General features: G+C 69.3%; 11 protein-coding genes. 7 read left to right on the top strand and 4 right to left on the bottom strand.

What is annotated here, in order from left to right; all coding sequences use genetic code 11:
* Window positions 1-77 precede the first annotated feature (77 nt).
* The 6 genes from tkt to pgl are packed head-to-tail and all read left to right on the top strand — an operon-like array spanning window position 78 to window position 9210.
* Entirely contained in the window at window positions 78-2060 is a 1983-nt protein-coding gene (gene tkt, locus VMD91_12965) for a transketolase (GenBank protein HTW84977.1), read from the top strand.
* A 37-nt stretch (window positions 2061-2097) separates the two neighbouring features.
* Window positions 2098-4932 carry a bifunctional transaldolase/phosoglucose isomerase gene (locus tag VMD91_12960; GenBank protein ID HTW84976.1) on the top strand — a complete coding sequence of 945 codons (2835 nt, stop codon included), beginning with the start codon at window positions 2098-2100 and terminating at the stop codon, window positions 4930-4932.
* A gap of 7 nt (window positions 4933-4939) precedes the next feature.
* Window positions 4940-5872 carry a decarboxylating 6-phosphogluconate dehydrogenase gene (gene gnd, locus VMD91_12955; GenBank protein ID HTW84975.1) on the top strand — a complete coding sequence of 311 codons (933 nt, stop codon included), beginning with the start codon at window positions 4940-4942 and terminating at the stop codon, window positions 5870-5872.
* 4 nt (window positions 5873-5876) lie between these two features.
* Window positions 5877-7442, top strand: a complete 1566-nt coding sequence (gene zwf / locus VMD91_12950; GenBank protein HTW84974.1) for a glucose-6-phosphate dehydrogenase — start codon at window positions 5877-5879, stop codon at window positions 7440-7442.
* Window positions 7442-8467, top strand: a complete 1026-nt coding sequence (locus VMD91_12945; protein ID HTW84973.1) for a glucose-6-phosphate dehydrogenase assembly protein OpcA — start codon at window positions 7442-7444, stop codon at window positions 8465-8467. The genes zwf and VMD91_12945 overlap by 1 nt, the downstream gene beginning before the upstream one ends.
* Complete coding sequence (pgl, locus tag VMD91_12940) at window positions 8464-9210, top strand: 6-phosphogluconolactonase (protein ID HTW84972.1); 747 nt, start codon at window positions 8464-8466, stop codon at window positions 9208-9210. Before VMD91_12945 ends, pgl begins: the two co-directional genes overlap by 4 nt.
* A 1-nt stretch (window position 9211) precedes the next feature.
* Here pgl and VMD91_12935 read toward each other — a convergent pair whose 3' ends face one another.
* Genes VMD91_12935 through VMD91_12920 form a run of 4 tightly spaced genes read right to left on the bottom strand, consistent with a single transcriptional unit; the run spans window position 9212 to window position 14316 of the window.
* On the bottom strand, window positions 9212-11320 hold the full coding sequence (locus VMD91_12935; protein HTW84971.1) for a TolC family protein: 2109 nt from the start codon (window positions 11318-11320) through the stop codon (window positions 9212-9214).
* Between the two features lie 4 nt (window positions 11321-11324).
* The gene (locus VMD91_12930; protein HTW84970.1) at window positions 11325-12725 is read right to left on the bottom strand and encodes an HlyD family secretion protein; all 1401 of its coding nucleotides are present in this window, start codon (window positions 12723-12725) and stop codon (window positions 11325-11327) included.
* Between the two features lie 2 nt (window positions 12726-12727).
* Window positions 12728-13321, bottom strand: a complete 594-nt coding sequence (locus VMD91_12925) for a helix-turn-helix domain-containing protein (GenBank protein HTW84969.1) — start codon at window positions 13319-13321, stop codon at window positions 12728-12730.
* Window positions 13321-14316 carry a hypothetical protein gene (locus tag VMD91_12920; protein HTW84968.1) on the bottom strand — a complete coding sequence of 332 codons (996 nt, stop codon included), beginning with the start codon at window positions 14314-14316 and terminating at the stop codon, window positions 13321-13323. The genes VMD91_12925 and VMD91_12920 overlap by 1 nt, the downstream gene beginning before the upstream one ends.
* Window positions 14317-14408: 92 nt before the next feature.
* Between VMD91_12920 and VMD91_12915 the strand changes: the two genes are divergently transcribed.
* Window positions 14409-15191, top strand: coding sequence for a serine hydrolase (locus VMD91_12915; GenBank protein ID HTW84967.1), 783 nt, complete (start codon window positions 14409-14411; stop codon window positions 15189-15191).
* The last annotated feature ends 5 nt before the right edge of the window (window positions 15192-15196 follow it).

Raw genomic sequence — 15196 nt, 5'->3', positions numbered from 1 at the left:
GGTACTCTAGAGAGGGGACGATATCGTAAGACGCCTAACGCGCCTTCCCGCCCCGCTCGAGCTACCGTGGAGAGACGATGAACAGCGACGCCGACGAACTCCGCATCAACGCAATCCGGTTTCTGGCGGTCGACGCGGTCCAGAAAGCGAATTCCGGCCATCCGGGCCTGCCGCTCGGCGCCGCGGCCGCGGCGTTCACGCTCTGGACGCGCCATCTGCGGTTCGACCCGAAGGACCCGCATTGGTTCGATCGCGACCGCTTCGTCCTCAGCGCGGGGCATGGCTCGGCGCTGCTCTACGCGCTGCTGCACCTGACCGGCTACGACCTCTCGCTCGACGACCTCAAGGCGTTCCGCCAGTTGGGTAGCCGCACGCCGGGGCATCCCGAGTACCATCACACGCCGGGCGTCGAGGTGACGACCGGTCCGCTCGGGCAGGGCTTCGCCAACGCGGTCGGGATGGCGATCGCCGAGGCGCACCTGGCCGCCGTCTACAACCGCGACCAGACGATCATCGACCATCACACCTACGTGCTGGCCGGCGACGGCGACCTAATGGAGGGCGTCGCCTCCGAAGCGGCTTCGATCGCGGGACACCTGGCGCTGGGCAAGCTGATCGTGCTCTACGACGACAACAAAGTCTCGCTGGCGGGCAGCACCAACCTAACCTTCACCGAGGACGTGCGCGAGCGTTTCGAAGCCTACGGCTGGCAGACGATCGAAGTCGGGCCCGACGAGGCCAACGACGTCGAGACGATCGACCGTGCAATCACGCTGGCGAAGTCGGAGACGCTGCAGCCGACGCTGATCGCGATTCGCTCGACGATCGGCTACGGCTCGCCCGAGGCCGGCACGTTCAAGACGCACGGCGAGCCCCTGGGCAAGAACATGGAGGCGACACGCGAGGCCCTGCATTGGACCGAGCCGCCGTTCGTGACGCCGGCCGAGCCGCTGCAGTTCTTCCGCGAGGTCGGCGCCAAGGGCGCGAAGCTCAGCCAGGACTGGAACGCGCGCTACGCGACCTGGAAGAGCGCCAACGCCCAGCTGGCGGCGCAGTTCGAGCGCGCGCGCGACGGCAAACTGCCGGCCGACCTGCCGTGGCCGACCTTCACCGCCGAGAACGGCTCGGTCGCGACCCGCGATGCGGGCGGCACGGTGATGAACGCGATCGCCGGCGCGATGCCGGAGCTGGTCGGCGGCTCGGCCGACCTCGATCCCTCGACCAAGACGTACCTCAAGGACAAGGGCGACTTCCAGCCGGCCACGCCGGCCGGGCGCAACATTCACTACGGCGTGCGCGAGCACGCGATGGTCGCGGCCAGCAACGGGATCGCGCTGCACGGCGGCCTGTTCCCGTTCTCGGCGACCTTCTTCAACTTCCTCGACTACTGCAAGCCGGCGGTGCGCCTGGCCGCGCTCAACACGATCCGCGAGGTCTTCGTCTTCACCCACGACTCGGTGTTTCTGGGCGAAGACGGTCCGACGCACCAGCCGATCGAGCAGCTCTCGATGGTGCGCGCGGTCCCCAACCTGATCGACCTGCGCCCGGCCGACGCGCTCGAGACGCTCGAGGCGTGGAAGTACGCGGTCCAGCCGGGCAACGGACCGTGCGTGCTCGTGCTCACCCGCCAGAAGGTGCCGTTCCTGGGCGATCGCAAGGCCGACGTGCAGCGCGGCGCCTACGTGCTGCAGGATCCGGCCGGCGGGATCGACGTGATCCTGATCGCGACCGGGTCCGAGGTCTCGTTGGCCGTCGAGGCCGCCAAACTGTTGGCTGCGCGCGGCACGCGCGCCCGGGTCGTCTCGATGCCGTCGTGGAAGTTGTTCGACGCGCAGGACGAGGCGTACCGCAACACCGTCCTGCCCCCCGAGATCAAAGCGCGCCTGTCGATCGAGGCTGCGGCCACCATCGGATGGGCAAAGTACGTCGGGGACCGCGGCCACGCGTTCGGGATCGACCATTTCGGGACGTCCGCCCCCGCGGCCGCCATCGCCAACGAATACGGATTCACGCCGGAGCACATCGCCGACCTCGCCGCCGGCCTGTTGGCCAACGTCTAGACGTCACGCAACGCGCGAAGAGAGAGTACGACACGACATGGGCACTCAGTTGAGGGAGCTGGCCGCCGTCGGCCAGAGCATCTGGCTCGACAATATCCGCCGCTCGATGTTCGCCGGGGGCGATCTGCAAAAGCTGATCGACCAAGGCCTGCGCGGCATGACGTCCAACCCGACGATCTTCGAGAAGGCGATCGGCTCGGGGACCGACTACGACGAGCAGCTGCGCACGCTGCTCGACGAGCACGATCCGGTGGTGGTCTTCGAAGCGCTGGCGGTGCGCGACATCCGCAGCTCGTGCGATCTGTTCCGCCCCGTCTACGACGAGACGCAGGGCCTCGACGGCTACGTCTCGCTCGAAGTCTCGCCGACGCTCGCCAACGACACCGAGGGCACGATCGCCGCGGCCGCACGGCTGTGGAAAACCGTCGACCGCCCGAACGTGATGATCAAGATCCCGGGCACCCCCGCCGGCGTCCCGGCGATCCGTGCCACCATCGCGGCCGGCATCAACGTCAACGTGACGCTGCTGTTCTCGGTCGACCGTTACGAGGACGCCGCCGAAGCGTACATCGCCGGGCTCGAAGACCGCGCCGCCAAAGGCGAGTCGATCGAGCGGATCGCGTCGGTCGCCTCGTTCTTCGTCTCGCGCATCGACACCGCGATCGACAAGAAGCTGCAAGCGAAGATCGACCGCGGCGAAAACCTCGAGTTCTTGCTCGGGCAGGCCGCCATCGCCAACACGAAGCTGGCCTATCAGCGCTTCCTCAAGCTGTTCGGCGGCGAGCGCTTCGCGGCGCTGCGCGCCAAGGGCGCGCACGTCCAGCGCCCGCTGTGGGCCTCGACCTCGACCAAGAACCCGGCCTACCCCGACCTGATGTACGTCGAGCCGCTGATCGGCAAGGACACCGTCAACACCGTGCCGCCGGCGACGCTCGACGCGATCCTCGATCACGGCCACGTGCGCGCCGACACCGTGCTGGCCGACGTCGATCGCGCCCGCGCGACGATCGAGGCGCTGGCCGAGGCGCAGATCTCGCTCTACGACGTCACCGAAGAGCTGGTCAGCGAGGGCGTCAAGTCGTTCGCGGACTCGTTCCAAGCGATGCTGACCGCGATCTCGGCCAAGCTCGACCACCTGCGCGGCGACGCGCGGCCCAAGGTCCAGCTGGCGCTGGGCGAATACGCCGGCGCGGCGGAGAACGCGCTCGACAAGCTGGCCGCCATCGACTTCCTGCACGCGCTCTGGAGCGACGACCCGGCGCCGTGGTCGACCGCGCCCGAGCACGTCGCGATCATCGAGCACGCGCTGGGCTGGGTGCGCATCGCGCAGCAGACGCACGCACAGAGCGGCGAGCTGCGCGACTTCGCGCAGGCCTGCGCGAAGCGCTTCGACCACGTCGTCGTGCTTGGCATGGGCGGCAGCTCGCTGGCGCCCGACATCCTGCGCGCGACCTTCGGCCGCACGCCGGGCTATCCGCAGCTGCACGTGCTCGACTCGACCGACACGCAGCAGATCCAGGCGCTGGACCAGAGCCTGGACATCGCCAAGAGCCTGTTCATCGTCGCCTCCAAGTCGGGGACGACGACCGAGCCGGACGCGTTCTTCCGCTACTTCTTCCAGCGCGTGCAGCAGACGGTCGGGAGCAGCAACGCCGCCGACCACTTCATCGCCATCACCGATCCCGGCACCAAGCTCGACAAGGAAGCGCGCGACACGGGGTTCCTGCGCGTCTTCGTCAACGACCCCGACATCGGCGGGCGCTACTCCGCGCTCTCGTTCTTCGGGATGGTGCCGGCGGCGCTGGCGGGCTACGACGTCGGCGCGATCCTCGACCGCGCGATCAACGCGATGACGGCCAACGCGCAGACGGTCGTCGTGCAGGACGCGCCGGGCGTGCGGTTCGGCGCCGCCATCGGCGCGCTGGCCAAGAACGGCCGCGACAAGCTGACCATCCTCACGCACCCGACGGTGCACGCGTTCGGCGCGTGGGCCGAGCAGCTCATCGCGGAGTCGACCGGCAAGTCGGGGACCGGGATCGTCCCGATCGAGGGCGAGCCGCTCGGCGAAGTGCGCGCCTACGGCAACGACCGCGTCTTCGTCTACGTCGGCGCGGGCTTGGCGGGCGACGAGGCCGCGGTGGCGCGCGTCGACGAGCTCGAAGCGGCGGGGCATCCGGTGATCCGGCTGGTCATGCACGACGCGCTCGACGTCGGCGAGCAGTTCTACCTGTGGGAGATCGCGACCGCCGCGGCCGGCTCGGTGCTCGGCATCGACGCATTCGACCAGCCGAACGTGCAAGAGTCGAAGGACAACACGAAGCGGCTGTTGGCCGAGTACGCCGAGAAGGGCGCGTTCTCGGAACCCGAGCCGCGCGTGCGTACCGCCGAGGTCAACGTGACCGCGCTGGCCGGCTCGCACGGCACCGCGCTCGGCAACGATCTGCAGAGCGCGGTCAACGCGATCGCCGAGCAGATCGCGAGCGGCGACTACGTCGCGTTCAACGCGTACGTGCCGATGAACGCCGCGACCGAGGCGCTCCTGACCCGCATCCGCACCACCGTGCGTGACGCGCGCAAGGTCGCGACCACGGTCGGCTTCGGACCGCGATTCTTACACTCGACCGGCCAGCTCCACAAGGGCGGTTCGAACGAAGGCGTCTTCTTCCAGATCACCTACGACGCGCCGTTCGACATTCCGATCCCCGGGATGGTCGGCTTCCGCACCCTGCAGCGCGCGCAAGCGCTGGGCGACTTCGAGTCGCTCGACAAGCGCAACCGCCGCGGCGCCCGCTTCCACTTCCCCGGCGACGCGCGCAAGGGCCTCGAAGCCCTCGCGAGCGCGCTCGAATCCGCCGTCAGCGCCAAGGCGTAGGAGCATCATGCAACTCGGGATGATCGGCCTCGGGCGCATGGGCGCCAACATGACCACGCGGCTCGAGCGCGGCGGCCACCAGGTCGTCGCCTACGACCGCGACCCGGCGGCGGTGCAGCGCAGCGTCGGCGACGGCGCCGCCGGCGCTTCGTCGTTGGCCGATCTGGTCAAGCAGCTCACGCCGCCGCGCGCGGTGTGGATCATGGTCCCGGCGGGCGCGCCGACCGACGACACGATCACGCAGCTGCTGGGGCTGCTGCAGCCGGGCGACGTCATCGTCGACGGCGGCAACTCGAAGTGGACCGACTCCAAGCAGCGCTACCTGCGCTGCAAGGACAAGGGGATCGCGTTCGTCGACTGCGGCACCTCGGGCGGGGTGTGGGGCCTGGCTAACGGCTACTGCTTGATGGTCGGCGGCGACGACGCGGCGGTGAAGACGGTCGAACCCGTCTTCCTCACGCTGGCCCCCGAGGGAGGCTACGCGCACGTCGGGCCGAGCGGTGCCGGCCACTTCTCGAAGATGGTCCACAACGGGATCGAGTACGGGATGCTGGCGGCGTACGGCGAGGGTTTCGAGATCCTCGAGAAGTCCGAGTATCACTACGACCTTCACCAGCTGGCGTCGATCTGGCGCTACGGTTCGGTCGTGCGTTCGTGGCTGCTCGAGCTGCTCGAGATCGCGCTGCGCGAAGATCCCGACCTCAAGGCGATCCGCGGCTGGGTCGAGGACTCGGGCGAAGGCCGTTGGACGGTCGAAGCCGCGATCGACGAGAACGTTCCGGCACCCGTGATCACCCAATCGCTGATCTCGCGCTTCGTCTCGCGCCAGGAAGAGTCGTTCAGCGCCAAAGTCATCGCCGCGCTGCGCAACCAGTTCGGCGGCCACGCGGTGAAGGACGAGAACGGCGTCGCCGCGGCCGGCAGTAAAGCGGGAGCCTGAACCAGTGACCGCCACCGCAGCAGCGCCGCGCGGGGACGGCGCTCAAATCAACCCGCTGCGCGCCGGCCTCACGGCCGATCGCATCACCGATCCCTGCAACATCATCTTCTTCGGCGCCAGCGGCGACCTGATGAAGCGCATGCTGCTGCCCGCGATGTGGAACCTGCGCCTCAACGACACGCTGCCGCAGAACTTCGGCATCATCGGCTTCTCGCGCTCGAAGTTCAGCGACGAGCAGTTCCGCGAGGACATGCGCAAGGCGGTCGACGAGTTCTCGCGCACGGGGCCGGCGAAGGACCCGCTCTGGAGCGACTTCGCCAGCCACATCTCCTACGTCCCCGGTTCGTTCGACGACCCCGCCGCGTTCAAGCGGCTCAGAGAGAAGATCGAGGAGAACGACGAGAAGCTCGGCACCGCCGGCAACCGCCTGTTCTACCTGAGCACGCCGCCGACGGTGTTCTCGCAGATCGTCAAGCAGATCGACGCGTCCGGCCTGGGTCCGCGCGACGACAAGCAAGGCTGGTCGCGCATCATCATCGAGAAGCCGTTCGGCACCGACATCGAGTCCGCGCGCGCGCTCCAGTCCGAAGTCCGCAAGGTCTTCGACGAGAAGCAGGTCTACCGCATCGACCACTACCTGGGCAAAGAGCCCGTCCAGGACATCATCGCGCTGCGTTTCGCCAACGTCATCTTCGAGCCGATCTGGAACCGGCGCTACGTCGACTCGATCCAGATCACCGCCGCCGAGACGGTCGGGGTCGAGCAGCGCGGCGGCTACTACGATCACGCCGGCGCCCTGCGCGACATGATCCAGAACCACGTCATGAACCTGTTGGCCCTGGTCGCGATGGAGCCGCCGATCTCGGCCAGCGCCGAAGCGATCCGCGACGAGAAGTTCAAGGCGCTGGCGGCGGTGCGGCAGATCGAGCCGAATCGCGCGTTCCTCGACGCCGCGCGCGGCCAGTACGACGCCGGCTCGATCGCCGGCAAGCCGGTGCCGGCCTATCGCGACGAGCCCGACGTCGACCCGCACTCCAACACCGAGACGTACGCGGCGGTCAAGCTGTGGATCGACAACTGGCGCTGGGCCGACGTCCCGTTCTATCTGCGCTCCGGCAAGCGCCTCGCGCACAAGAACTCGGAGATCGCGATCCGCTTCCGGTCGATCCCGCACCGCCTGTTCGGCGAGATCGGCGACACGATCGAGAACAACGTGCTGGTCATGAAGATCCAGCCCGAGGAAGGCATTTCGCTGCGCTTCTCGGCCAAGGTGCCGGGCCCGAAGATGCACATTCGCTCGGTGTCGATGGACTTCAACTACGGGACCGGCTTCGGCGTCGTCTCGGCGCCGGCGTACGAACGGCTGATCGGCGACGCGATGCGCGGCGACGCGACGCTGTTCACCCGTTGGGACGCCGTCGAGACCGCCTGGAACGTCGTCATGCCGGTGCTCGACCGCTGGCAAGCGACGGTCGACGACAACTTCCCGAACTATGCGGCGGGAAGCCAAGGTCCGCCCTCGGCGGATCGCCTGCTGATCGCGGACGGGCGCGACTGGAGGAAGATATGATGAAGAGCGAAGCCAACGTCTCCGCCTCGCTCGACGCGGTGCGCGGCGAGCTGTCGGGCGAGAAGCTCTCCGCGTCGACCATGAACCTGATCGTCTGGATCGACGATCCGGAGCGGCGCAACTGGGTGCTCGAGCGCGCCGAGCTGCTGGCCGAGAAGCATCCCTCGTTCACCCTCATCCTCGACGGTACCGGCGCGCAGAGCGGCGCCACCGTCACCGCGTCGGACCGCGGCGAGAACGCGCGCGTCACCGTCCGCGGCGAACGCGTCCTGCTCGACGTCGACGAGATTGGCCCCGAGGAGATCGCCGAGTACGTGACGGCGTTGTGCCCGCGCAACGTCCCCACCGAGCTGTGGTGGAGCAGCTCGACCGAGGCGGCGCGCCCGGTCTTTCGCGCGCTGCTGCCGCACATCGACGGTCTGGTGGTCGACTCGTCGGGTGCACTGCGCGACGCGCAAACGCTGATCGCGCTGGCGCGCTTTCACCGCGAGCAGCCCACCATCGCGCTGCGCGACCTGGCGTGGCTGCGCTTGCGCCCGTGGCAGGACATGATCGCGCACTTCTTCGACGACCCGGCTCTGCTCGACGAGCTGTACACGATCCGCACCCTGACGATCGCCAGCGGCTCCGACGCCGAGGCGCTCTACCTGGGCGGCTGGCTCGCCAGCCGCTTGGGCTGGCTCGCGCGCGGACGCGACGCGTTCCTCGACTGCGAAGCGAAAGATATCTCCTTCGAACGCCGGCGCGAGGGCGAGATCCGCCGCGTGCAGAGCGTGACGCTGACCAGCGACACCTCGTCGTACCATGGCGCGGTCACCGACGACCCGCTGTGCGTACGGGTCTGGGTCGAAGGCGAGCACGCGCGCGATCCGCGCCTGTTCACGTTGCAGGCGATCGACAACGCCTCGCTGCTCGAGATCGCGATCTTGCAAGGCGAGACCGACGAGCTGTTCGCGACCGCGCTGGCCACCGCGGCGACGCTGTTCGGCGAGGAACCGCCGCGTCCGGACCTCTCGCACGCATGAGCGCCGCGGCAACGGTCACCGTCCTCGCCGACCCGGCCGCGCTGGCGCAAGCCGCCGCCGACCACGTCGTCGCGGTCGTGCGCGCGACGCTGGCCGAGCGGCCTGCCGCGCACGTCGCGCTGGCCGGCGGCTCGACGCCCCGCGCCATGAACGCGCTGCTCGTCAACGGCGCGCGCGACGCGCTCGACTGGAACCGCGTCGTGTTCTGGTTCGGCGACGAACGCTGCGTGCCGCCCGACGACCCCGACTCCAACTACCGCATGAACCGCGAGACGCTGCTCGACCCGCTGGGGATCGCGGCCGCGCACGTGCATCGCATGCACGGCGAGGACGACCCGACCGCCGCCGCCGCCGACTACGCCGTCGTGCTGCAGCGTGAGCTCGGCGAGAAGCCGCGGCTCGATCTGATCCTGCTCGGCATGGGACCCGACGGCCACACCGCCTCGCTCTTCCCCGGCACCCTGGCGGGCATCTCGAGCGAGGATCTGGTCGTCGCGCACTACGTCCCCAAGCTCGACCGTTGGCGCCTGACGCTGACGCCGGCCACGATCAACGCCGCCCGGCACGTCGCGATCACCGCCGGCGGTGCCGAAAAAGCCGATGCCCTGTACGCCGTCCTCGACGGCCCGCGCGAGCCCGACGTCTACCCCTCGCAGATCGTCCACCCCACGCACGGCGAGCTGCACTGGTTCGTCGACGAAGCCGCCGCGGCGAAGCACCTCGCCGCGACGGGTGCGACGTGATCTAGAAGTGCTGGAGGCCCTGAACCGGCGGGGCCGTCGGTTGCGGGGCCGGCGGCAGCACGCTGGTCGGACCGGCGGCGTTGAGGGTCTGCCCGCCGATGCTGGTGACGTCGACGCCGTTCTGGGCGAAGATCCGACCGCTGACGCGGTTCAGCTCGACGATCGCGCGATCGAGGTCGGTCTGCGCATCGAGCTCGAGCCCTTCGTCCTGCGCGACCTGCAGCTGCCGCTGCAGCACCAGGAACGTGGTCGAGGTGCCGGCCGCGAAGCGGCGCTGCTCGCCGAGCAGCACGCGCTGCGCGGCTTGGCGCGCGGCGCGTGCCGCGATGACGCGGTACTGCGCTTCGCGTAAGCCCTGGATCGCGTTGATCGCTTCACCGCGAATCCGCGCCAGCACCGCCGTCTCGTCGACTTGGACCTGGCGCTGCTGTTCCTGCTGGATCGCATAGTCGGCTTTGGCGGTGTGGTTGCCGATCGGAATCGAGATCGTCAGTTGGCCGGCGTAGACCGGGAAGCGGTTCTCGAGCGCGTTGCGCAGCGAGGTCCCGATGTTGCCGCTCTGATACGAGGGCGGGAGGGGGAACTCGGCCAGCTCCGCCGGCGGCACCAGCGAGCCGAGCAGCCCGAAGAGCGGGTTCGCCAGCGGGTTGAGCGGGTTGCCCGCGAAGCCGTTCGAGGTGTAGCCCAGTCCGAGATCGACCTGCGGCTTGAGCTGGTCCTTCGCGTACGCGAGGTTCGCGTCGGACTGCTCGCGCTGCTCGCGCACTTCGGCGATCTCCGGACGGTTCTGGATCGCCGAGGTGATCAGCGCGTCGAGGGTCGGCTCCGGGGGTACCTGCGCGACCGACGTCGTCGGCACCAGGTTCGCGAACCACAGCGGATCGGCGGGATTGGCGAGCAGCTGCTGCTTCAGCGCGATCTGCGCGCGCTGCACGTTCTGGATGGCCGCGAAGACGTTGTCCTGGAAGACGTTGACCTGCGTGTTCGCCTCGACGATGTCGGTCGGCGCGACCGCGCCGTGGCGGGCCAGCCGCGTGTTGGACGCGGCCTGCGCGGTCGCTTGGCGCAGCCCTTCTTCTTGAATCGCGACGTTCTGCCAGGCCTGGACCAACTGGTAGTAGGTGTCGGAGATGAGCACGATCGTGTTCGACGTGTCGAGCAGCGCTTGGCTCGCCGCGAGCTGGTTGTTGATCTTCGCGAGCCGGATCTGCAGGCGCGGCTGATCGATCGCCAGGCCCTTCGCGAGCGGCTGGGTGATCGAGAACTGCAGCGCCGTCTCGTAGTACGGGTTGTAGCTGTTGTAGGCGCTGTCGTTGGTGATGCGCTGGCCGGAGATGCCGACGCTGTACTGTCCGCCGGTCCCGGTCAGCCCCTTGAGGCCGCTGGTGATGCCGAGCGTGTCCTGCGTGACCGGTCCGCCGGTGTTGGTGGTGTTGAACGGCGAGCTGACCGGCTCGACCATGTGCTGATACGAGGGCACGACCTGGAAGTTCGTGTCGTACGCACCCTTGGCGGCGATGATCTGATAGGCCGCGATGCGGCGATTCGACTGCGCCAGCGCGAGGTTGGTGTTGCGCTGCAGCGCCATGCCGATCGCGTCTTGCAGCGAGAGCCCGACGAACGGCAGATTGTTCACGCCGACCAGATCGCCGTTGGGGATGGCGTTGACGGGCGCGCTGTAGCCGGAGATCGGCGGCACCGCGGGCAGCACGGCGGGGACGGGTGGCGGCGGGAACCCGGCGCCGGTCGCGCCGGCGGGCGCGCCGCTGGCGCCGGGCTGCGGCTGCGCGGTCGTACCGGCCGATGCCGGTGCGCTGCTCATCGGCGTGGGCGGCCGGGCCGTCGACGCCGCCGGCGTTTGCACGGGCGTGGTCTGGGCGGGCTGGCCGCTGGTGCCGGGCGAGGTCTGACTCGACGACGAGCCGGTGGTCGACTGGAGCGTCGCCGACGGCGCGGGGGCGACGGTCGACACGGGCATCGGCTGCGTCGACGGAACGGGTGCGGGCTGCGCCGAAGCGGCCGGTGCGGGAGAGGGTTGAGCGAGCGCCGCGAGCGGCGCGGCGAAGAGCGCCGCGCTCAGCGCGAGCGCGAGGGAACGCGATCCGGACACGGTGCTATTTGACCTTGATCGACGTCTCGACCGACATCCCGACGTAGAGCTGGTGCGCACGGCTGATCTCGTCCTTGTCGACGTAGATGCGGACCGGAATGCGCTGCGTGACCTTGACGAAGTTGCCGGTCGCGTTCTGCGCCGGGACCAGGCTGAACGTGTTCTGCGAGGCCGGCGAGATCGCGGCGACGTGGCCGTGGAACGTGATGCCCTTGTAGGTGTCGACGTGGATGTCGACCGGCTGGCCGACGCGCACGTTGCCGAGCTGCGTCTCCTTGTAGTTGGCGGTGATGTACTCGCCCTTGGCGGGGACGAGATCGAGGAGCGACTGACCGGGCGCGACCGAGGTGCCGACCTCGACGTTCTTCTCGCCGACGATGCCGTCGATCGGCGAGCGGATGACGGTGTAGCCGAGCTTGTCCTGCGCGGTCTTGAGCGCCGCGGCGAGCGAGCCGGCTTGCGCCAGCGCGGCATCGGCCTGCGCCTGCGACGACGTGACGCGGAACGGGTTGTCGGTCTCGGAGAGACGGCCTTGCGCGGTGGTCAGCTGACCCTGCTGCGCGCCGATGCCGGCCGCCGCGGCGTTGGCGGCGGAGAGCGCGGCGGTGTACCGCGCTTCGGCCTGCGTGACGGCGGTCTGCGCCGCGGTCACTTGGTCGAGCGCGCTCTGGTACTGCGACTGCGCTTGGGCCTGTTCCGCGCGCTGCGCGTCGAGCGTCTGCTCGGCGATGTCGCCGGTGCGCACCAGCGCGGCGTAGCGGGCCAGGTCGGCGTTGGCGCGCACGAGCCCTTCGCGCGCGGCCGGAACTTGCGACTGCGCGACCCGCAGCTGCGCGTTGGCCTGCGCGATCGCGGCGTTGGCCGCGGCGGCCTGCTGCTGCGCCGACTGCGCCTGCGCCTGCGCGTTCTTGATCGAGCTCTGCGCCGAGGTGATGCCGCCCGAGCCTTGCGTGTTCTGCGCCGCGACCGTCGCCCGCGTCAGGTCGACGTTCTGTTGCGCCGCGCGCGCCTGCGCCTGCTGCGCTTGCAGGGCGGCCTGCGCCTGCGAGACGGCGTTGCGCTCGTCGGTGTCGTCGAGCCGGATCACGACCTGACCTTTGCTGACGTGCTGGTTCGTGTCAACCAGGATCTGGTCGACGCGCTCCTGGATCTTGCTCGTCACCGTGACGGTGTCGGCGTCGACGCGCGCGTCGTCGGTCGTCTCGTGCGAAAGTGCGTACGCCAGGTACTTGGCACCCCAGAACAGGATCGCGATCACGACGATCGCGCCGATCACGAGGACCCAAAGCGGCGGGCGGCCCCGCTTCGCCGGCGCCGCCGGTTCGTCGGTGCCACCGGGGGGGACGCCGCGGCCGTCGGCCACGGGTGTGCGCTGCTGCGGCGGTGCTTCGGTGCGCGTTTCCACTGTTACGCTGAGACTCCGTTCAGAAAGGTGTCGACGATCGCGTCGAGCGTCGACGGATCTTGAGAATATTCGTCCCACAGTTTGCGGGCGACGACGAAAGCAAACAAGATGCTCAAAAAATAACGGGCCAGCAGCTGCGGGTCGCCGCGCAGCCGGCCGGCCTGGACCTGGACCGTGAAGTAGGCGCCGACGTCTTCCATCATCTTGGCGGGACCGCGCCACTCGGGCGCGTCGTCGGTGCCGGCGGCCTCCTCGGCCAACGAGACGCACATCATCGCGCGCCGCGTCGTCATGCTCTCGACCGCGTAGCTCGCGATCGTGCGCAGGTCGGCGGCGACGTCGACGCCCTGCAGCGCAGCGAGGACCGAACGGAAGCGGTCGAACTCGCAGGCGTGCTCGCGCATGGCGTCGAGCAGCGCGCGCTTGGAACCGAAGTGCCGGAAGAGCGTCGCTTCGTTGACCCCGGCGCGCTCGGCGACTTCACGCGTCGTCGTTCCGCGCGTACCGTTGCGCTCGAAGAGCTCGCGCGCCGCCGCCAAGATGCGGGTGCGGGTTTCTTCGACGCCAGGATGGGAACGGTGTCCGGTGGAGAGCATCAGCGCTTCTTCGTGAAGACCGAATCGTCAAGAGCGACGTTCGTCCGGTAGTCGGAGTAGACGCCGTGCGCGCGGGCACGGGCATAAGGGATCGCGATCTCGGCGTCCTGCTCGGCGAGCATGGAGTACCCACCGACGTCGCGGAACGTCTGGGTCATTGTGATGTGCCCGCCGTTGTAGTAATCGTAACGGATCGAGTCGATCGACCAAGCGTTGGGATCGACCAGAACGGTCTCGTGGTCGATCATCCCCCGGACCCGCTGGACCATCCGCAGCGCGAGGTCCGCATGGCCGCGGAACGGTTGCTCGCCCACGTAGGTGATGGCGAACCGGTGCTCCCAGCTGGCGGGGTCGCCGATGTCGGTGAACATCTTGTCGAAGCCCTTGGCCAGCGCCGGGACGCGGTCGAAGACCACTTCGTAGTTGGCCGGGCGCTTGTAGTAGGTGGTCGCGTCCAGGTGGGTCCCGATGAACGGGAACGAGGTCATGTGGACGTCGACGTGCAGCCGGCCCTCGTACGAGGACAGGGTGGGATTGCGCTGTTCCACCCTGGCCAGGATCGTGGCCGGATCGGTCGGCGGCTGCTCGTCGGCGGCGCCGGCCGGGAACCCGATCGCGGTCACGACCGCGATGAACAAACCGGCCGCCACCCGGGAGCCGAAGCCGAAGTTGAAGCGGTGCCGGCGCGGCGCGTCGTCGGGGTCGAGCGGGAACGCGAAGACGTGCTCGAGGCCGGTCAGCGCCAGCGCGTCGCGCACGGCGGCGGTCTCCGGGCGGACTTCGATGGCGCCCCCGAACTCGCGCAGGCGGCGTAAGCCCGTGACCAGGCCCGCGATCGTCTCGGCCGGGAGGGCGTCGCCGCCGAGCAGAAGCCGCAGGCGCGGGCGATCGGTCTCGGCGGCCAGGAGCGCGTCGACGAGCCCGGCGACCTGTGCAGGTGCGTCGGCGGCGTCGGCTTGCAAGCGATAGGGATCGTAGCTTTGATGCTGCTTCATCATATGTTGGTGCGTGCGTGTGGGTACTTGCACGAACAGCGTACCGCACGAATTGGATTCATGCAAGTACTCACACGCATTATTACGGCCCCATGAGCCCGCCCGATCTGGCCGCCCTGGCGGCCGCGGCCGGCCTGGACGCGGCCGCGATCCACGTCCGCGGCCTGGCGCCCGGCGGCCCGGCCTGGAGCCGTGACGACGGCCGCTGGATCTACCCGGCCTCGATGATCAAGGTCCCGCTGGCGGTCGCCGCCGCCGCCGCGGTCGCCGCCGGCCGCCTAGCCTGGACCACGCCGGTCGCCGTCGAGCGCAGCAACCAGACCGCCAACGACGCCCCCTCGCCGGCCGTCCCCGGCGCCGTCCTGACGGTCGAGGAGCTGGTGACCCTGATGCTCCAGCGCTCCGACAACGTCGCCACCAACGTCCTGATCGACCGGCTCGACCGCGAGTGGGCGACGCAGGCACTTCACGAGCTGGGCTTCCCGCGGGTCGCCGTCCGCCGCAAGCTCTCGGGCGGCCCGACGCTGCTAACCGACCGGGCCGCGACCGGCCGCAACAGCTTCCCGGCCGCCGAGGCCGCCGCGCTGTTCGCCGCGCTGGCCGCCGACCGCGTCCCCGAGGCGAGCCGGCTGCGGGCGATCCTAGCTCATTCGTGGTGGGACGTCCGCCTCTCGCGCGGCCTGGAAACGGGGGACGCGTTCGCCCACAAGACCGGCGACACGTCGGCCGTCGCCCACGACGGGGGCATCCTCACCCTTCGCACCGGAGCGCGCTGGGTGGTCGTCGTCTACACGGAACTAGCGAGCGAAGAGGAGAACGATCAGCGCTTCGGCGCGTTCATGCGAACGCTCCGGCCCCTGCTGCTCTCCTCCTGAGGGTC

Source organism: Candidatus Sulfotelmatobacter sp. (genome assembly GCA_035504415.1).
Classification (GTDB): Bacteria; Vulcanimicrobiota; Vulcanimicrobiia; order Vulcanimicrobiales; family Vulcanimicrobiaceae; genus Vulcanimicrobium.
The sequence above is the reverse complement of the archived record's forward strand: the minus strand, read 5'-3'. Positions and strand labels throughout refer to the sequence as shown.